This is a genomic window from Methylobacterium brachythecii (genome assembly GCF_014196345.1).
GTDB classification, from domain to species: domain Bacteria; phylum Pseudomonadota; class Alphaproteobacteria; order Rhizobiales; family Beijerinckiaceae; genus Methylobacterium; species Methylobacterium brachythecii.
The window spans coordinates 471,825-490,193 of sequence record NZ_JACIDN010000003.1 but is presented as its reverse complement, the minus strand read 5'-3'; the positions used below and the strand labels follow the sequence as shown (position 1 = coordinate 490,193).

Genomic DNA, 18,369 nt, shown 5'->3' with positions numbered 1-18,369 from the left:
TGGCGCGGATACCAAAGTCTACCCATGGCCGCCACGACCACCGATGGAAGTCGGCCTCACCGTGTCGTCCTCACTATCGGATAGGATTCCATGCCTCTGCTTCGCTTCGACCTGATCGAGGGCCGCTCCAAGACCGAACTCAAGACGCTGCTCGACGCGGCGCACGAGGCGATGCTGGAGGCGTTTCAGGTGCCGCCAGGCGACCGCTACCAGATCGTCACCGAGCACAAGCCCTCGCGGATGATCGTCGAGGATACGGGCCTCGGCATTCCTCGCACCAAGGACGTGGTCGTCGTGCAGATGATCACCCGGCCGCGCGGCCGCGAGAAGAAGGAGCTGTTCTACCGCCTGCTCACCGAGAAGCTGCAGGCCGCCTGCGGCATCTCCCCGGCCGACGTGATGGTTTCGACCATCGAGAACACCGACGAGGATTGGAGCTTCGGCCACGGCCGCGCGCAGTTCCTCACCGGCGAACTGTAGCGCTCTTCCCCTCCTCGACCAGCCAATTGACGAACGCCTTGAGCGAGGGTGTCTTGTCGGCGTCGTAAGGTGTCAGGGCGAAGTAGCCCGGCCGCGCGACGCCGATCTGCGGGAACGGCGCGACGAGCCGTCCGTCCGTGAGCGCGATGTCGAGGACCGGAAACGGCCCGATGCCGAAGCCCAGCCCATCCTCGACCGCCTGCAGCGTCACGAAGAAGTGGTCGAAGACCTGTCGCCGGGTGCCGCGAATCTGCGGCAGCCCGGCCGCTCGCATCCACTCCGTCCAGTCGTTCGGACGCGTCTCGGTGGCGAGCAGGACGCGCCCCGCCAGATCCTCGGGCGAGGCCAGCGGCGCGCGCGCCAGCAGTGATTGGCTCGCGACGAGGGTATCGGTCTCTTCCAGAAACGGCACCGCGCGATGCTGCGGCCAGGGTTCGGGGCCCCTGCGAATGGCCAGATCGAACCCCCCGCGCAACTCGTCGTTCAGCGTCGTGACCGTGGCCACCGTGATCTCCGTGTCCGGTCGCTCGGCGCGGAACCGGTCCAGGCGCGGGATCAGCCAGCGCATGGCGAAGGTCGATGGTGCGTTGACCCGGATGACACGTGTCGTCTCGGGGCGTCCGCACGCCTCGGCCGCCGCCGTGAGGCGGTCGAACGTCAGGCTGATCTCGGCAGCGAAGGCGCGCGCGGCGGGCGTCGCCGCCATGCGCCGTCCGACCCGCACGAACAGCCGCTGCCCGAGCCAGGATTCCAACGCGGCGATCTGTCGGCTGACCGCCCCATGCGTCAGCCCGAGCTCCCTCCCCGCCGCGGCGTAGCTGCCGGTTCGGGCGGCGACTTCGAACACACGGAGCGCGTGGAGCGGAGGAAGGCGGCGCATCTTGGATTCCGATCGGATGACGATGGGTCGATGCGGATATTCCGTGAGCTGAGCTCACGAATGTCGTGAGACGATACCCTCTCATCCCGGAAAACTCACGGGTGTAGAGCTAGATCACGATGTTTTGCCGGGAAAGGAATCGGTGTGAACGGGTCGGCGTCTCTCGCGCGGTCGGAATCGGCTTTCCGCAAGGAGGAGACCGGGTCGACAGAGCCGCGGCGCAGCCTGATCGGCGCCTGCACCGCCCATGCGCTCCATGACGGCTACACCGACCTGCTCTACGTGCTGCTGCCGGTCTGGCAGACCGAGTTCGGCCTGTCCTATGCCGGCGTCGCCGCGATGCGCAGCCTCTATTACGGCACAATGGGCGGCCTGCAGGTGCCGGCCGACCGGCTCGTCGACCGTTGGCCGATCCGCAATGCGCTCGTCCTGTCGACGCTGGTGGCGGCGGCGGGCTTCTGCGTGATGGCGCTGACGGGGAGCTTCTGGGGGCTCTGTGCCGGCCTGCTGCTGGCGGGGATCGGATCGAGTATCCAGCATCCGCGCGGATCACTGCTGGTCACGCAGGCGTTCGGCAACGGCGCGCGCGGACCGCTCGGCATCTACAATTTCTCGGGCGACCTCGGCAAAGCGGTGTTTCCCGTGGTGGTGGCGCTGCTACTCGGATTCGTCGCCTGGCGCATGGCGGCCGGCTTCATCGCGGTGGCTGGCATCGTCGTCGCCATCGCCCTGCTGGTGATCCTGCCGCGCGCGAATCCCGTGCGCCATGACGAGTTGGCCTCGCAGGACGGCGCAGGAGATCGCCGCGGCTTTCGCCTGCTGCTGGCGATCGGCGGCCTCGATACGGCGACCCGCATGGGCTACCTGCTCTTCCTACCCTTCCTGCTCCACGCCAAGGGTGGCGACCAGACCACGGTGGGGCTGAGCCTCGCCCTCGTCTTCGCAGGCGGGGCTTTCGGCAAGGCGGCCTGCGGCTGGCTCGGCGAGCATCTCGGCGTCGTGCGCAGCGTCGTCGCGACGGAGCTGGCGACCGCTCTGCTCATCGCCGTGACGATCCCCCTCCCCCTCACCGCTGCGCTCGTGGTGCTGCCGGTGATCGGGATCTTCCTGAACGGCACCTCCTCGGTCCTGTACGGCACCGTGCCGGAGCTGGCGCCGCGCGGCGACGTCGGGCGGGCCTTCGCGCTGTTCTACACGGCGGTGATCGGCTCGGGCGGCCTCGCCCCGATCGCCTATGGCGCGCTCGCCGACCATACCGGCGAGACCTTCGGCGTACTGGCTGCCGCGCTCACGGCGCTCGCCATCGTCCCGCTGGTGCTCGGGTTGCGGCCTGCCCTCGCGACGGCCGCGGCTGTCGAACAAGCCTGAGCATTGCGCGCGGCGCCAGACCGAAATTTTCTGAACGGCACAGCTTTTCTCTCGTCCAGCCAAGCATTTCCGGTCAATGTTTCGTCAAGATGTCGCGCGACACGACGACATCGATTTGGTCGGGGGGCAGTCGCCTTGAGAAAAGCTTGCTTCGGTCTGGTGCTGCTTGCGGGTTTGTCTAGTCCCGTAGCGGCCTCGGCTGCCGACAATACGGTCGTCGGCGTTGGAACCGGAGCGGTTGCGGGTGCCCTCGTCGGCGGCCCGGTCGGTGCCGTCGTGGGTGCGGTGGCGGGTGGCTTCATCGGCTCCAACACCCGCAGCACCCGCGCGCGCCACGCTCGCCGTTCCCGATACGCCTATCGCCGCCGCGCCGCCCGTCCCGAGATACGGCCCGCCCGCGTCGCCGAACGGGCGCCGATCCAGGACCGCGTCAGGCCGGCGGCGTCCGAGATCAGCGCGCAGCCTCGATCTGAATCGAAGGGCTGGCAGGATCCGAACTAGCTCACCAAAGCCACCTGTCTCTCAGAAAACACACCCGGCGAAATGACGAACCATGATCACCCCGCTGCCATTTTCATGACGCGATGCCCGGCGCAGGATCGATGAACGAAAGCGACAGCGAGCAAGGATGCCATGATCGATCCCGCCGCCAGTTTCTTGAATGTCGGTGCCTCCCGAATGGGGCAGCCGACGAGTGAGATCCAGACGGGCCTCGCCGTGGGACGGGTGACCAAGGGGGTCGCCACCGCCATCGGAAAGTCCCTCTCCGTCGATCGCGACGCCGCTCTTCCCGAAACTCTCGCCTCCCTCGTCGAGCGCCTGCAGGCAGGTCCGCTCGGTCAGACGCAACTCAAGCCCCGACGAGTCGCCTGAAATGTCAAAGCCCGATCGCATGCTCTCCGCCGACGCCACCGTCGTGCAGTTCCCGCTCAGTGCCGCCGAGGCGGTTGCCGACGAGAACGTCGCTTCCGTGATCCAGGTCCTGCAGGACCAGCTCCAGCTCGCCCGCGAAGGCAAGCTTCGCTCGGTTGCCGTGGTCTCCGTCTCCAACGACGGCGCCGCCATCGGCACGCAGTGGTCCTGCACCAACGGCGACGTCGCCAGCCTCATCGGCAAGCTCGCCGTGCTCTCCCACGACATGATGTCCGCCCGGAACTGATCTTCTTTCCGGCTCGACTGCCATCGTCTGCCAAAGGCCGCCCGTTTCCGACGGGCGGCTTTTTTATGCGCCATGCAGAAACGTCTGTCGGCTGAGTCTCGGATAGAGCAGCGCCTGTCCGATCCCGCGCGCCGCGAGAAACAGCAGGAAGGCTGCCCATAGCCCGGTATTTCCCCAGCCGAGGCTCTGAAAGCCGACCAGCGCCAGCAGATAGGCCGTGACGGCGGCCAGCATCAGATTGCGCATCGCCCGCGTCCAGGTCGCGCCGACGAAGATGCCGTCCATGGCGAAGGGCAAGGCCGCGAAGAACGGGGCCGCCGCCGCGAGCGGCAGATAGGCGTAGGCCGTCTCGCGCACCGCCGGATTCGTCGTCACCGTATCGATGAAGGCGTGGCCGATGCCGGCAAACAGCAAGCTGACGCCGATCCCGAATCCGAGGCTCCAGAGCAGGCTAAGCCGCGCGGCGACCGTAAATGCGTACCGGTCCCGCGCGCCAACGGCCTGGCCGCAGGCGGCTTCCGACGCGACGGTGAAGCCGTCGAGGAAGAAGCCTCCGATCAGAAACAGATTCCAGAGCACAGCATTGGCGGCCAGCGTCACGTCGCCGAAGCGGGCGCCGATGGCCGAGAACAGGACGATCGCCGCCACGAGGGCGAGGGTTCGAATCAGCACATCGGCATTGATCTTCAGCGTTCGCGCGAGGGCTGCCGCATCGAGCACGTCGGCCCGGCTGACGGCGAAGGGCCGGGTGCCGAGGCGATTGACGATGAGGAGGCCGAGGCCCGTCCCGGCCGCATCCGAGACCAGGGCCGAGACCGCCGCCCCGGTGATTCCGAACCCGAAGCCGATCACCAGCAGCAGCGTCAGCGCGATGTTCGTCAAGTTGATCGCCACCTGGATCAGCAGGCCGAGATCGGTGCGGCCGCGCCCGAGCACGGAGCCGAGAATCGCGTAATTCGCCAATGTGAAGGGCGCCGCGAAGATGCGGATGTGGAAGTAGATCGCCAGCCCGGCGAGCACGTCCGGGCTCGCGCCGCTGACGAGCGCGACCAATCTCGCGATCGGAACTTGCGCCAGGACGAGGGTGAGCCCGACGAGCGCTGCTGCCGTGAGCGAGCGGGCCAGCGTGCGGGCGATCTCGGCGTCGTCGCGGGCGCCGACCGCTTGCGCAGTGAGCCCGGCCGTCGCCATGCGCAGGCAGCCGAAGCTCCAGAAGATCGCGTCGAACACCACCCCGCCGAGGGCGACTGCGCCGAGCAGGGCGGCGTCGCCGAGCCGGCCGATGACGGTCGCTCCGACAAAGCCGATGAGCGGCGTGGTGATGCTCGCCAGCGTCGCCGGTACGGCGAGGGCCAGCATCCGGCGGTTCGTGAGGGGCTGAAGCGCGGCCTGCATGCCGGGCTTATGCGGAGACCGGCCTCGTCCCCGCAAGCGCTCCCCGCCTCATCCTCGCGATGCGCGATCTCCTACGAAATCCGAGATCAGCGAAAGGGCGCCGAAGCCGGCACCGACGGCGCAGACCAGCGGCCAGCCGCCCTGCGCCCAGGCATAGCCCGCGGCGGCCGAGCCGAAAGCTCCGCCGAGGAAGAAGATGCCGACGAACAGCGCGTTGAGCCGTCCGCGCGCTTCGGGCTTGAGCAGGTTCACCGCCCTACGCCCGAGCGTCTGATCGGTGATGACGCCAACATCGAGGATCACCGCGGCGAGGCCGAGCAGCGCCAGGGGCCACCAGACGGGGCCGCCGAGGCGATCTGCGAAGGCCGCGAGGGCGAAACCGAGGATCGTCACGACATGGGCCGCGACGGTCAGCCGGCGGGTCCAGCCGTGATCTCCGGCCCGGCCGGCCAGGGGCGCCACGATCGCTCCGCTGGCTCCGACGAGGGCGAAAAGGGCGATGTGCGACTGGTTCAGGTTGAACGGCGCCTGCGAGAGCCGCAGCGCGATCGCCGTCCAGAAGACGGTGAAGGCGGCCATTCCGAGCGCTGCCGTCAGGGAGCGGCGGCGAAGCACCGGCTCCGTCCCGAGCAGCATGGAGAGCGAGGCGATGACGGCGGCATAGCTGCCCGTCGCCTCGGGGCGGCGCACGGGCAGGCGCGAGCGCATCAGGGGGATCAGCACGGCCATGCTGCCCGCGGAGAGGACGTAGAAGGCGCGCCAGCCCAGAGTGTCGGCGACGAAGCTCGCGATGGGTCTGGAGAGCAGTACGCCGACCATCACCCCGCTCATGACGTCGCCGATGACTTGGCCGCGCTCGAATTCCCGCGCCATCGCGGCAGCGATCGGCACGAGAACCTGGATCGCCGAGCAGGCCGCACCGAGGGTGAAGAGCAGCAGGAGGAACGGGAGCGCCGCGGGCGCGAGCGCCGCTCCGATGGCGGAGATGACGGCGACCGAGAGCATGCCGATGACGAGACCGCGATTCTCGATCAGGTCGGAGAGCGGCACGAGGAAGAACAGCCCGACCGCGTAGCCGAGCAGGCTCGCCGTGCCGATAAGGCCGGCCCAGCCCTCGCCGATCCGGAGATCGGGTGCGATCACCCCGATCAGCGTCTGCGGAGCGGTGATATCGACGAAGATCACGCCAACCGAGATCGCGAGAAACCAGACGGTGGCGCGCGAGATCCCCTGCCCGTGAGCGACTGGACTCATCGCTTCCGCCTCGGCTGCCGTCGGATTGTGTGTGCCCGCGGTCATCAGACCCTCTCGGTGAACATCCTGACGGGGATGTGCAACGAGTCGATCCATGATACAAATCAATAATCTTATCATTGAACATGCGAGTTTCGCATGAACACGAACGATCTTGAAGCCTTTCTCGCCGTAGTCGAGACCGGCTCGCTGATGGGCGCGGCCGCACGGCTGAACCTGACCCAGCCCGGCGTGACGCGACGGGTGCAGAATCTCGAGGAGCAACTCGGCGTCCAGCTCCTGGAGCGGCCGGCGAAGCCGCTCCGACCGACCGCGGCCGGTCTCGACGCCTACGAGCACGGGCGCCGGGTCCTGCAATCGATCGAGGACTTGCGCAGTGGCGCGTCGCCGAACGGAACGATCAGCGGAGAGCTGCGGATCGGCGTGACTATCGACCTCGCGGATGCGGCTCTGGCCGCACCGATCGACCGGCTGCGCGAGGCGTTCCCGGACCTGACGATCCGGCTGACCTCCGGCTGGTCGCCGCTGCTGATGGAGCAGGTGGCGCGCAACCAGATCGATGCCGCAGCGATCACCCTAGCCGACGCCGCGCGTCCGCTGGAGGACCTCGCCGCCGACGATCTCCTGACCCAGACGGTTGTCGTCGTGGCCGGCCAGGATCTCGACGTGCCGGACAAAGCCACGCTGGCCGATCTCGCGCGCCATCCCTGGGTCACCAGCCAGGATGGCTGCGGATTCCGCACGACCCTGAGACGCCGGATGGAGGCGCAGGGCCTGAGCCTCACCGTCGGGGTGGAGGCACCCTATTCCGATCTGAGGCTATCGCTGGTGGCGCGCGGAATGGGCCTCGGCATCGTCACGCCGGGCAAGCTTGCCCGCTCTCCGTTTCGCGATCGCATCCGGAGGATCTCGGTCGAGGATTTCCAGCCGGCGATTCGGTCCTGGCTGGTGCACCGGCCCGTGACGGGACGCCTGCGCCGGCCGATCGCGCTGTTTCGCGATGCGCTGCGCGAGGATTTCCGCGCAGGGGCTGTCAGGGTCTCCGAACCGGCCTGACTCACCCGCTCAGGAGCTGGCGACGCTCGAGGCGACCGTGACCGGCACTGGGAGCCCTTGGCTGGCGAGATCGGCGCGGCCCTCGGCCAGAAGAGCGTCGGAGGCCGATTCGATCCGCTGCTGGACCAGTTCGAGGAAGTCGGTGCGGCCCAGGCCCGGCTGGATCGCCGGCAGGAACTCAATCGGGCAAGTGCCCGGCATCCTGCGAAAGCCGTGGCGGCGCCAGTAGAGGCCTGAATTCAGGGCCACCGGCACGCAGGGCACGCCGAGCGCCACGTAGAGGTGCGACAGGCCCTGCTTGTAGGCGGGCGGCGCGCCGGCGGCGCGGCGGGTGCCCTCGGGAAACACGATGAGCTGACGCCCCTCGCGGATCGCCTGGGCGGCGGCCTCGTTGAGCTTGGCCATGGTCCGCGCGCCCTTGGCGCGATCGATCGGCACCATGCCGGAGCGGCCGAGATACCAGCCGATCAGCGGGATCCACATCAACTCGCGCTTCAGCACGTAGGCGAAGCGGTCGAAGGGGATCGTCAGCGCCAGGGTTTCGAGCGTGGATTGATGCTTGGCGGCGATCAGCAAGGGCCCGGCAGGGATCGTGTCGAGGCCGCGGAAGTCGACCCGCGTGCCGGCGATGACCCGCAGCAGCCAGATGATGGTGCGGCCCCAGGCCTTCGCGAAGCGGATCGTCGCCTTCTGCGAGACCAGGACTGGCAGGCCGACGATCGCGAACAGGGCCGTCACGACATAGAACGCGGTGTTGAAGGCGAGCGAACGGACGGCGAGCATCGGAACCTGATGATCTGGACGGCCCGCTTTAGCGCGGGCTGCGAAAAAGTGGCAACGGTTTTTCGCTGAGAACCTGCTCTAACTCTTTGAATCGATCATGTTTTCCGTGCTTTGACGGATTTTGTCGAAGCACGGCATGATCTAGCGCGGGCCGCTACGCATCGCCACCTGCAACGAAGGCGCAAAAGCAGTCGGATGTCCCCGCGACGAGATCTGGCCGTTCAACGCTTCTTTCGCTCGGCGATGACATAACCGATCAGGAAGATCAGCCCGAGCGCGGCGAGGCGCGGGGAAACGCTCGCGACGAGACCGAACAGCATCAGGATCCCAAGGATCTTGTACGTGCGCCGCGGGAGACGGCGGAAGGCGCTGCCGATGCTCCCGTCTTCCACGGTCTGCCGCCCCGAACCCTGATTCCAGGCGCCGCTCGGCCCCTCCTGCTGCATCCGCGCGCGCATTCCGGCCGCGGCGCCGATGGCACTGCGCGGTGCATTCGCCTGAGCCGGTCTGGGCGCAGGCTTCGGCGGCTCGATCAGAATCGCTTCCGGTTCCGGTGCCGGTCGCTCGGCCGGTATCCACCAGCGCGCGAGCGGGGCTTCGCCGCGGGCGGATTTCGCACGGAACGCCGTCGGCTCCGGCACCGCCTTTGGTGCATGGCCGTGGCGGGCGGCCAGACTGCGAACCTCGGCGATCAGCGGGTCGCCGATGGCCGGGCTCACCATGCGCACGAAGAACGAGAAGCCGAGCGCCGCATCGAACACGTCGCGCGCCTTGCCCCAGTGTCGGCCCTCGGGGCCGTTCTTCCCGATCTGGTGCAGCAACGCGCGGAAGCGGCGCAGGGTCTCGCGGGGCACTGCCACGCGCTCGTTGACGGTCAGCCCGGTCACCTCCTGGTGGCGGCCGCGGCGCATGACGCGGGTCTTGTCGGGATGGACGGTGAAACCCTCGGCGGTGACGATCTCGCCCACGTATTTCAGCAGCGCAGAAACCTTGGCTGCACCCTCCCCCGAGGCTGAGAAGGTCATGTCGTCGGCGTAGCGCGTGTAGGTGAATCCGAGGGACGCCGCGAGCGCGGCGAGGCGCTTGTCGAGCCGGATGCAGACGAGGTTCGTCAGCATCGGGCTGGTCGGCGCGCCCTGCGGCAGGCGGCGCGGGCCCTTGGCGGCGAACAGGCGCTCGCCGTCGAGCTCAAGCTCGTCGACATCCGGCTCGGTGCAAAGCAGCGCCAGCACCGTCGCGACCGGCTCAGGATAGCCGAGGCCGCGGAACTTGCCCTTGACGCGCTTGAACGTCAGCGAGGGGAAGAAGTCCTTGAGGTCGAGATTGACCACGACCTCGCGGCCGACATGCGCCCCCGCGTTGGTGAGGATCGAGCGGCCTGGCACGAAGCCATGCGCGGCCTCGTGCACCGCGACCTTGTCGAGGATCGCGTCGAGCACCCAGTATTGCGCCCGCTTGAGCCGCGGCATCGGCGCTGAGATCAAGCGCTCGCCGCCGGTCTTCTTCGGGATCGTGAAGCGCTGGTAGTGGCTGATGCGCGACAGCGCGCGGTCAAACGCGAGGAAGCGCAATTCTGCGAGCGGGATGCCCATGGCCTCGGCAAGCGCCTTGGGGCTCCCGAGGGCCGGAAGGCCCGGCTTGAGTGGCTTGGCGACGCCGTCCGAATGGAGGCCGGCCGAGACGCCCTCGCCGAGATAGAGCACGTCGCTCTTGCGCCGCTCGTGCCAGGCGAGCGCCCGGTCGTGACGGCCTCGCGCGTTGCGGAGCTTGGTCTCCTTGCGACGGGCCAGCGCCTCCTTCTTGCGGCGCTTGTGCATCTCCTTGAGCGCCGTCTCGGGATCGCTCCAGAGCCGCTCCTTCTTGTGGAGCTCGGAGATCTCGCGATGGATGTCGCCACGCCGCTTGATCAGCTCGGCGGGGAGGTTCGGCTGTGCCTCATCGCCCGGCCAGAAGCCGAGGCGGATCATCTCCTCGAGGATGACCTCGTCCTTCGAGGATTCGCGGATACGGTCGTAGAGCTGCTGCCGCGTCAGGCTGCCGGGCTGCACGGTCATGGCCGCGCTCCCGCATCGCAGGGAGATGGGAATACGAGGGACGCAGGCCGGGTTGCCTTCGTCTCATCTGAGGACTGGCGCGGTCCACTCGAAGGGACCCCGACCACCGGTGCGGATTTGGGTTCAAGGAACCCAAACTGTAAATCCGCACCGGTGGTCTGGGGTCCCCCAGTGAAGACCGGGCCAGTGGCGCATTGCAGGGCAAGAAGCAGGGACGGCGAAGCGCCGCCCGGGTTGCAAGGTCCTGTCCTGCCTGCGTCCCTCGTAAGGGGATGGTTACGGTTGGCGGTGAGCGAAGGCAAGGCTTGGCTGCCGGCTAGCGCGATCGACACCATCACGCCGCCTTCCCCTCGACCTGCGCGTGGAAGATCCGGCGGAGCGCCAGCATGTGCTCGCAGGGTCCGCGCATCAGCTTGTTGTGGCCGTAGAAGCCGCAGTCGCAGCGCGCCTCCACAAGTCGGTCGTCGGCATCTATGGCGATCATCGGATGCCGGGTCTTGCCGTCGTCGAGCACCTCGCCGTGGACGATGCGACGCCCCTCGCGCTGGTCGGTCGAGCCGATGGTGACGAGGCGGGCCTCTATAAAACGATCGGCCTTCTCCTCCTGCTCGGAGGCGAAGCGCAGGGCGCCCATGGCGAGCGGGTCGCGGGTCAGCTCGCGCAGGCGATAGACGCCCTTGTCGAGGTCGTACATGGCCCGCCCGTTCTGGACGTAGAGGCCGAGCCCGCCGGCGACGAGCGTGCGGTCGAGGCCAGTCTCGGCGCTCAGTGTTTCGACCGTCGCGAAGTGATGTTTTCGCAGTGCGCCGAAGACCCGCTCGGCCGAGGACTGATCGACCTTCGTGCGCGGCGCCAGGAGATCGAATTGTCCGGCGCGCGACCAGTCGTTCGCGGTCCAGCCCGACAGGCCGAGGGTGAAGCGCAGGCCGCCGAAATCCACCACGGCGAAGGATGGCAGGCCGGTGCCCAGCAGATGCAGCCGCACGGATTTCGCCAGCGGTAGCGCCCGCGCCAGGATGGCGAGGCGCCGGCGGCCCCAGAGCCGGATCTCGGCGCCTGTGTTGCCGCGATAGATCGAGCGCCGGAAGGTCAGCCGCTCGCCCCAGGGCTCGATCAGCACGCTCACCGGCTTGTCGGGCTCCAGCAGGAAGCGCAGCGAGCGTGGCCCGCGCCGCTCCTTCTTGGCGGCGAGCCGGGTGATGATCGTGTGCATGTCGACCGGATGCAGGTCGACGACATGGACCGGCTGCGCCATGGCGCTCGACACCTGCAGGAAGCCGCGCATCCAGCTGTCAGGCAGCTCGATCTTGTCCTCGCGATAGGTGTTCTCGCCGTTGGTCTGCACCTCGAAGCCGGTCGGGTCGATCGACAGCGTGGTGTCGCGGTAGCTGCGGATCTTCTGGAACTCGTCGTACAGCGCGTGGCTGTAGTCGATGTTCGTGGTGCCGCAGGCCATGTCCTCGATGCGCTCGAAGACGTCGTGATCGCAGGACAGGCGGCCATAGGTCGATTCATCGAGGCTGAAGCACTCGAAGAACACCTCGTCCGGATGAACGGTGATGACCGGGTCGAGAACGATCCAGGCGTCGCGGTCGGCCTTGTAGAGCCAGTCGAAATACTTTTGGCGTGCCGTGTAGAACGGCGTCATCAGCGCGCTGGAGCGCTTGTTGATGTCGTTCATCTCCTGGCGCAGCGCCTCGATGCGGGCCTTGGTGTCGTCGCGATTGGCGAAGGCCTCGGCGAGGAGCTGCTGCTCATGCGCCTTCAGCCACTCGAAATAGGCGGTCCGGTCCTTCGGCTTGAAGCGCAGGTCCGACACGACGACGTGGTGGAGCGCCGAGATCGCCTCGCGGAACGGCAGGTGCCGGGCCACGCGGCCGACGAAATAGGTCGGCTCGCGCAGGGTGTCGGGGGCGAAGCCGAGCAGCGTCGAGGCGGCGTCGGACGAAGCGCGGGTCTCGCCGAAATAGCGATGGACGAAGTTCATCAGGCGGCGTGTCCGGTCGGGCGACGAGATGTCGAACGGTTCTCGGCCGGGCGGCGGCCGATCGGCAGAGAGGCGGCGAGGCCGGGATGGGCGAGTGTGATGTCGCGCAGGGTCAGCACGGCCTGCGTCCGGTCGCGCTCGGTGCCCGACAGGGTCAGATCGGAGAAGAGCGGCAGGACCGCCTCGGCGCGGGCTCGGTCGCGCAGGGCCTCGGCTTTCAGGAAGGCGGCGACCCGGTCCTTGGCCACGCGGCCCTTCAGCACCTGCAGCATGACGATGCGGGCGAGCGGCATGAGCTTGCCGAAGGCCGCCTCCGATTGCGCCTGCCCGATCAGCATCTCGCTGACGAGGAGATGCATCGATTGCGCGGGGTGTTCGAGCAGCCGCGTGAGCTGCGCCTCGGCATCCTCGGGCTTGAGGCGGCTGCGCAGGAGGTGGCGGGCGAAGGCGAGCACTTCCGGCTTCACGCTGTCGGTGACGACGGCGAGGGTGGCCGGCGTCCAGACTTCGGGCGGCCAGGAATCGAACTGCTTTCGCGCGAATTCGTAGATTTCGGGCCATTCGGATTCGACGAGCAGTACCGCATCCTGCGCCTCGGCCTGGAAACGCTGCGGGGCGGCCTCGTAGGCGGCCATCGCCCAGTTCCGGACGGAGAGATGTCCGTGGTTGCCGAGTCGGGCGATCTGCCGGACCGAGAAGTTTTCGGGGCTTCGGCTGCCGAGTAGCTCGGCGCCGAGGAGCTGTGCGCCCTTGGCGCGGGCCTGGAGCAGGCGCCAGACCATGCCCGTGTCGAGCGCAGCGAGCTGCCCCGGCATCGCCTCGCGGAGCAGCGCGACGATGTCGGCAGGGTAGTCGTCATCCGGTGCGGTGGCGAAGAGGGTGTCGATCAGCTCCCGCGCCAGCCTGTCGGCGGCGGCCGGCTCGCGCGAGGCGATGCGGGCGACAAGCGGCCGCGCCGCCTGCCGCAGCCGAGTCGAGCCCGAAGTGGCGAAGGCCAGCACCAGCGGCGCGTGCCGCGCCAGATCCTCGTCGCCCAGGCCGCCGAACAGCGTGAGGGCCGCTTCCTGGACGTCTTCCGAGGGCGAGCCGAGGAGTTCGCGCCAGGTCCCGTCCGGCAACGTGCCTGGATCGATGCCGCTGAGGCCGAGCAGATCGATGCCGGCCGCGACCACGGCCGGCGCGGGGTGCGCCAGCAGTCGGCGCATCTCCGAGTCCCCAAGCGGCATCCCGCCGTCAGCCCAGAGATGCCGGAGGCGGCCGCGCACGGTTCGGATGACAGCGGCCTCCGCGTCGCTCGGCTCGCCGGGCTTCGCCAGCAACCAGGCGACGATCTCGTCCGCCAGCGGTTTAGCGACATCCTTCCCAAGTCGACGCTCCCGCGCCCAGCCGAGCACGGGCTCATCGAGGTCGGCATAGAATGCCGTCAACGCCGCGAAGGCGAGCGTCAGGCCCGACCAGGGCAGGTTCGGCTCTCGGGAGATCCGGTCCGCCGCGAGGCGGCGCGCCTCGACGAGATCGGCGCGGAGCAGCATGGCGAGCAAATCCTCGTCCACCGCTCCGCCGGCCAGCCGGTTGCGTGCCTCCTCGAAGCCGAGCTGCAGCACTTCGGCATGAGCGGAGGTGAGTAGCTCGCCGATCTGTGCAGAGGAAAGTCGGGCGATGAAGTCGGGATTGGCCTTGAGCACCCGTACGCCCAGTATCCCCACGGGCGGGATCGGGCTCTGCCCGGCGAGCCGCAGGCCGAGATCCGGCCGGGTCTGCCACAGCTCCGAAAACGCCTCGGGCCGGCTCGCCTCGGCGCCGGAGGGCAACTCGGCGAAGCTCAGGCTGCTGAGGCGTGCCCTCGCACGCGGATCGTTGCGCTGGAGAAGCTGGCTCGCCGTCCAATTCTTGGCGAGCGGTCCGGAGGATCGCTGCTCTCGGGACCATCGGCCGCCGGCATCCTTGACGAAATGCGTCCAGGTCGTGGGCCGGGCCAGATCGCTCTCGCGCAGGGTCAGGAGGTAGGCGGCGGCAAGCTCCGCGAAGCTCGGGTCGCCGAGTTCGCCGCGCTTGCGAAGGGTGCGCCAGATGCGGCGCTTGAAATAGTGCAGCGTCGCATCCGCCAGGCCGACCGGTGCGTGATCCCGGCCCTGGACCTCCGCGAGGTTCACCCGCCGCCTCAGTTCCGGAACGTAGACCTGGCCGCGATAAGCGTGCCCGGCCCGGTACATCGGCGTCGCGGTCTCGAAGCGATGCGCGACGGCGGCGAAGAGCACGGCATCGTCCGCCATCTCCGCGTATTTGTAGATCTTCCGCAGGCCGATCAGGTAGGGCGGCCGCGCCGGCATGCGCAGGATCACGGCGGCGAGCGCGTCCCGCAGAGGCGCATCGCTCTGTGCCGCCTGGGCCAGCGCCACGAGGGCTCGGCCGGCATCGGTGGCGCGCGCCGCGTCGCGCGGCGCCGCCAGCTCGGACAGAGCAGCGACCATGGCGTCGACGTCCCGTGACTCGGAGGCTCGCGCCAGGTTGTCCGGGACGGACAGGCCGACGATCTCGCGCGCGTCGCCCACGAGCGACGATACGAGAGCGAAGCCCGCGAGGTCGCCGACGAGCCGACTTGAGGCCGTGTGGGCGATAGTCCGAAGCGCCGGGGCGGCCTCCGCGCCGCCGGCACGCGCCAGGGCGAAGACCAGCGAATAGCTCGCTTCGCGGCCAGCCTTCCGGGCCAGGTCGAGCAGACCGGCCGTCGCCGCGCGGATCCGCACCTCGCCGATCCGCCAGAGCAGCCGATCGACGTTTTCCACGGGCCAGGGCGAGCGCAGGGCCGCGTCGAGCCGGGCGATCAGTTCTCGCTCGCGGCCGCCGACCGTCGAGCCAGAGCGTTCCGGCGTCGAGGAATCGTCCGTGCCGGCCGCGGCCTGATCGGTCCGCCGATAGCCTTCGTTGATCTTGGAGACGACGACGCTGTCGAACGTCCTCTCGGCCGATTCACGCGTCGCCGGGCTTGTGGTCTTGGTGCCCTCGCGCAGCGAGGCACCGCGGCGTCCGTAGCGGAAATTGACCAGATATCGGGCATCGCCCACGAGCCCGTCATTCTCGACGAGATCGACTTCATAGACCTTGTCGGACGTCCCGCCCTTGAACCACAGCCTTGCCGAGCGGACGATCTGCATCAGGACCTGAGCAACTCCGAAGCGGGGCGCCTCCTATAGCAACGCTGTACGGAGGCTGACAAACCGATTGCTCGCGCACGCTCCTCGTCAATCTTGACGACGGCGCAGAGAAAGCCTGCATCCGTATGAAAATCGCCGGTCTGATCTGGCGTCGTCTCGCCGGGGCAGGCAGAAGGCACCGATGACACGCCACGGAGCCCTGTCCGCCAGCTTGACGACTGTCGCGCCGACGTCGGGTCGCCAACAGTGAGCGACGCCGAAACCGACGAACTGCTGCACCGCGCCCAGCAACTCGAAGACGAGGCGACAGGCCTACGCGCGCAGGCGGGCCAGGTGGCGAGCGCCCGGATGGCGCCGACGGCCGAAGCTCTCCAACTCGCCGAGGACCGGCTACGGCGTGCGCAAGAGGCAGGCGGCATCGGTGTGTTTTCGGTCGGGATCGTCGACGGGGTGCTCAATCCGACGCCGGAATTCTGCCGCCTATACGGGCTGCCCGAGCGGGCGAGCTATCCCGCGACGGCATTCGAGGACCTCGTCATCCCCGAAGACCGGCATCTGATCTCCACGGCCGAGAACCGCAGGCGCGGCGAGCCTCCCCGCGACGTCGAGTACCGGATCCGCCGCCCGGATACGGGCGAGCTGAGATGGATCGCTCGCAAGGGCGGGATCGAACGCGACGCGTCCGGCCGTCCGGTTCGCTTCTCGGGTGCGGCCCATGACGTGACCGAGCAGAGATCGGCCCGCGACGCCTTGCGCGAGAGCGAGGGCCGCTATCGGGCGCTGTTCGAGTCCGTCGACGACGGTTTCTGCATCATCGAATTCTTCGACGGGCCGCATGGTCCTCTGAGCGACTATGTCCATGTCGAAGCCAATCTCGGCTACGAGCGCCACACCGGTATCCCGAACATCGTCGGCCAGACGCTTCGCACTCTGGCGCCCGGCGAGGCCGACGGATGGCTCGACCTCTATGGCGGTGTGCTCCGCACCGGCGAGCCCATCCGGTTCGAGCGCTTCTTCGTCACCGCCGATCGCCACATCGACGTTTCCGCCGCCCGCGTCGAACCTGCGAGCCGGCGTCAGGTCCTGGTGCTGTTCCGGGACATCACCGGGCGAAAGCGGGCCGAGGAAGCCCTGCGCGCCAGCGAGCGGGTGGCTCGGGAAAACGTGCAACGGGTGCAACTCGCACTCGCCGCGGGCGCGATCATCGGCACGTGGCTATGGGACATCCCGAGCGATCGCTTCACCGTGGACGAGGCCTTTGCGCAGAGCTTCGGTCTCGATCCGGCCATGGGCCGCGACGGCCTGAGCCTGGCGCAGGTGATCGACACCGTTCATCCAGACGATCGCGCGGGCCTGACCGAGGCGATCACCGCGGCGATCGCCCGCGGCGGGGTCTACGCGCATCAGTACCGGACCCGCCGCGCCGACGGCGAGTACTACTGGCTCGAAGCGAACGGGCGAGTCGACCACGCGCCGGATGGTACGCCGCTGAGCTTCCCGGGCGTTCTCATCGACGTGCAGGAGCGTCGCGCCGTCGAGGCTGAGCGCGATCGCGTCACCGCGATGCTGCGTGCGCTCAACGAGACGCTGGAGCAGCGTGTCGCCGATCGCACGGCCGAGCTGATGCAGACCGAAGAGGCGCTTCGGCAGTCGCAGAAGATGGAGGCCGTAGGACAGCTCACCGGCGGCTTGGCGCACGACTTCAACAACATGCTCGCCGGCATCTCCGGGTCGCTGGAGCTGATGCAGTCGCGCATGCTCCAGGGCCGTGTCTCCGACTTGGAGCGCTACATCGCTGCGGCACAAAGCGCCGCCAAGCGGGCCGCGGCGCTGACCCACCGTCTCCTCGCCTTCTCGCGCCGCCAGACCCTCGATCCCAAGCCCACCGATGCCAACCGGCTGATCGAGGGGATCGTCGACCTCGTGCGCCGGACGGTCGGCCCGTCGGTGGCGGTCGAGGTAGTCGGCGCGGGCGGCCTGTGGCCCACGCTCGTCGATCCGAGCCAGCTCGAGAATGCGCTGCTGAACCTGTGCATCAATGCGCGCGACGCGATGCCGGAAGGGGGGCGCATCGTCATCGAGACCGGCAATCGCTGGCTCGATCAACGGGCGGCCAAGGAGCGCGACCTGGAGCCCGGCCAATACATCTCGCTCTGCGTGTCGGATAACGGCACCGGCATGACGCCGGACGTGATCGCGAAGGCGTTCGACCCCTTCTTCACGACGAAACCCATCGGAGAAGGCACCGGGCTTGGCCTCTCGATGATCTATGGCTTTGTGAAGCAATCGGGCGGCCAGGTGCGGATCTATTCCGAGGTCGGCGACGGCACGATGGTCTGCCTCTACCTGCCGCGCCATCTCGGCGCTGCCGCTGGACCGGAGGCCGTGCCGGATCTCTCGGAAGCTGCGCGTGCCAAGGCCGGCGAGACCGTGCTGGTGGTCGACGACGAGCCCACCGTGCGCATGCTCGTCACTGAGGTGCTGGAGGATCTGGGCTACGCGGCGATCGAGGCGGCGGATGGCGCCTCCGGACTGAAGGTGCTGCAATCCGACGTACGGATCGACCTGTTGGTAACCGATGTCGGGCTGCCCGGCGGCATGAACGGGCGCCAGATGGCGGATGCGGCTCTCGTCAGCCGGCCGGAACTGAAGGTGCTGTTCATCACCGGCTATGCCGAGAACGCCGCGCTGAACCACGGACATCTCGCGCATGGCATGCAGGTGATGACCAAGCCCTTCTCCCTGGAAGCACTCGCCGCGCGCATTCGCGGCATCATCGAAGGGAACGCCTGAGGATC

The 18,369-nt window shown here is 68.3% G+C and carries 14 protein-coding genes; 7 read left to right on the top strand and 7 right to left on the bottom strand.

Annotated features, from left to right (window positions below):
• Positions 1–90: 90 nt before the first annotated feature.
• A complete protein-coding gene (locus GGR33_RS09935; protein WP_183504496.1) occupies positions 91–480 on the top strand; it encodes a tautomerase family protein in 390 nt (129 codons plus the stop codon).
• On the opposite strand, the gene GGR33_RS09930 is transcribed toward GGR33_RS09935, so the two are convergent.
• Positions 464–1,360: a LysR substrate-binding domain-containing protein gene (locus GGR33_RS09930; RefSeq protein ID WP_183504494.1), complete on the bottom strand. Its 897-nt coding sequence runs from the start codon at positions 1,358–1,360 to the stop codon at positions 464–466. The two genes, GGR33_RS09935 and GGR33_RS09930, sit on opposite strands and share 17 nt — an antisense overlap.
• Before the next feature lie 144 nt (positions 1,361–1,504).
• Between GGR33_RS09930 and GGR33_RS09925 the strand changes: the two genes are divergently transcribed.
• From GGR33_RS09925 to GGR33_RS09910, 4 genes are all read left to right on the top strand, one after another.
• A complete protein-coding gene (locus GGR33_RS09925) occupies positions 1,505–2,728 on the top strand; it encodes an MFS transporter (RefSeq protein ID WP_425488762.1) in 1,224 nt (407 codons plus the stop codon).
• A gap of 135 nt (positions 2,729–2,863) precedes the next feature.
• Entirely contained in the window at positions 2,864–3,229 is a 366-nt protein-coding gene (locus tag GGR33_RS25890; protein ID WP_246412940.1) for a hypothetical protein, read from the top strand.
• A 132-nt stretch (positions 3,230–3,361) separates the two neighbouring features.
• A complete protein-coding gene (locus tag GGR33_RS09915) occupies positions 3,362–3,601 on the top strand; it encodes a hypothetical protein (RefSeq protein WP_183504492.1) in 240 nt (79 codons plus the stop codon).
• 1 nt (position 3,602) lies between these two features.
• Positions 3,603–3,887, top strand: a complete 285-nt coding sequence (locus GGR33_RS09910) for a hypothetical protein (RefSeq protein WP_183504490.1) — start codon at positions 3,603–3,605, stop codon at positions 3,885–3,887.
• A gap of 63 nt (positions 3,888–3,950) precedes the next feature.
• Here the strand turns inward: GGR33_RS09910 and GGR33_RS09905 are convergent, their stop codons facing one another.
• Together GGR33_RS09905 and GGR33_RS09900 are read right to left on the bottom strand one after the other, a co-directional pair.
• A complete protein-coding gene (locus GGR33_RS09905) occupies positions 3,951–5,282 on the bottom strand; it encodes an MATE family efflux transporter (protein WP_183504488.1) in 1,332 nt (443 codons plus the stop codon).
• 48 nt (positions 5,283–5,330) lie between these two features.
• Entirely contained in the window at positions 5,331–6,581 is a 1,251-nt protein-coding gene (locus GGR33_RS09900; RefSeq protein ID WP_246412939.1) for an MFS transporter, read from the bottom strand.
• 93 nt (positions 6,582–6,674) lie between these two features.
• Between GGR33_RS09900 and GGR33_RS09895 the strand changes: the two genes are divergently transcribed.
• The gene (locus tag GGR33_RS09895; protein ID WP_183504486.1) at positions 6,675–7,592 is read left to right on the top strand and encodes a LysR family transcriptional regulator; all 918 of its coding nucleotides are present in this window, start codon (positions 6,675–6,677) and stop codon (positions 7,590–7,592) included.
• A gap of 9 nt (positions 7,593–7,601) precedes the next feature.
• Here the strand turns inward: GGR33_RS09895 and GGR33_RS09890 are convergent, their stop codons facing one another.
• From GGR33_RS09890 to GGR33_RS09875, 4 genes are all read right to left on the bottom strand, one after another.
• A complete protein-coding gene (locus GGR33_RS09890; protein WP_183504484.1) occupies positions 7,602–8,375 on the bottom strand; it encodes a lysophospholipid acyltransferase family protein in 774 nt (257 codons plus the stop codon).
• A 221-nt stretch (positions 8,376–8,596) separates the two neighbouring features.
• Positions 8,597–10,429 (bottom strand): reverse transcriptase family protein, encoded by a 1,833-nt coding sequence (locus GGR33_RS09885; RefSeq protein ID WP_183504482.1) that lies wholly within the window; start codon positions 10,427–10,429, stop codon positions 8,597–8,599.
• 334 nt (positions 10,430–10,763) lie between these two features.
• Positions 10,764–12,416 (bottom strand): SWIM zinc finger family protein, encoded by a 1,653-nt coding sequence (locus GGR33_RS09880; RefSeq protein WP_183504481.1) that lies wholly within the window; start codon positions 12,414–12,416, stop codon positions 10,764–10,766.
• A complete protein-coding gene (locus GGR33_RS09875; RefSeq protein ID WP_183504479.1) occupies positions 12,416–15,571 on the bottom strand; it encodes a hypothetical protein in 3,156 nt (1,051 codons plus the stop codon). The genes GGR33_RS09880 and GGR33_RS09875 overlap by 1 nt, the downstream gene beginning before the upstream one ends.
• 348 nt (positions 15,572–15,919) lie before the next feature.
• On the opposite strand from GGR33_RS09875, the gene GGR33_RS09870 reads away from it, so the two are divergent.
• Positions 15,920–18,364: a PAS domain-containing protein gene (locus GGR33_RS09870; RefSeq protein ID WP_210301967.1), complete on the top strand. Its 2,445-nt coding sequence runs from the start codon at positions 15,920–15,922 to the stop codon at positions 18,362–18,364.
• Positions 18,365–18,369 lie beyond the last annotated feature (5 nt).

Bases quoted from the DNA above. Each gene is read 5' to 3' on its own strand.
- GGR33_RS09900 (WP_246412939.1), bottom strand. From the start codon at position 6,581: ATGACCGCGGGCACACACAATCCGACGGCAGCCGAGGCGGAAGCGATG.
- GGR33_RS09875 (WP_183504479.1), bottom strand. From the start codon at position 15,571: ATGCAGATCGTCCGCTCGGCAAGGCTGTGGTTCAAGGGCGGGACGTCC.
- GGR33_RS09915 (WP_183504492.1), top strand. From the start codon at position 3,362: ATGATCGATCCCGCCGCCAGTTTCTTGAATGTCGGTGCCTCCCGAATG.
- GGR33_RS09910 (WP_183504490.1), top strand. From the start codon at position 3,603: ATGTCAAAGCCCGATCGCATGCTCTCCGCCGACGCCACCGTCGTGCAG.
- GGR33_RS09870 (WP_210301967.1), top strand. From the start codon at position 15,920: ATGGCGCCGACGGCCGAAGCTCTCCAACTCGCCGAGGACCGGCTACGG.
- GGR33_RS09895 (WP_183504486.1), top strand. From the start codon at position 6,675: ATGAACACGAACGATCTTGAAGCCTTTCTCGCCGTAGTCGAGACCGGC.
- GGR33_RS09890 (WP_183504484.1), bottom strand. From the start codon at position 8,375: ATGCTCGCCGTCCGTTCGCTCGCCTTCAACACCGCGTTCTATGTCGTG.
- GGR33_RS09885 (WP_183504482.1), bottom strand. From the start codon at position 10,429: ATGACCGTGCAGCCCGGCAGCCTGACGCGGCAGCAGCTCTACGACCGT.
- GGR33_RS09880 (WP_183504481.1), bottom strand. From the start codon at position 12,416: ATGAACTTCGTCCATCGCTATTTCGGCGAGACCCGCGCTTCGTCCGAC.
- GGR33_RS09930 (WP_183504494.1), bottom strand. From the start codon at position 1,360: ATGCGCCGCCTTCCTCCGCTCCACGCGCTCCGTGTGTTCGAAGTCGCC.
- GGR33_RS09935 (WP_183504496.1), top strand. From the start codon at position 91: ATGCCTCTGCTTCGCTTCGACCTGATCGAGGGCCGCTCCAAGACCGAA.
- GGR33_RS09905 (WP_183504488.1), bottom strand. From the start codon at position 5,282: ATGCAGGCCGCGCTTCAGCCCCTCACGAACCGCCGGATGCTGGCCCTC.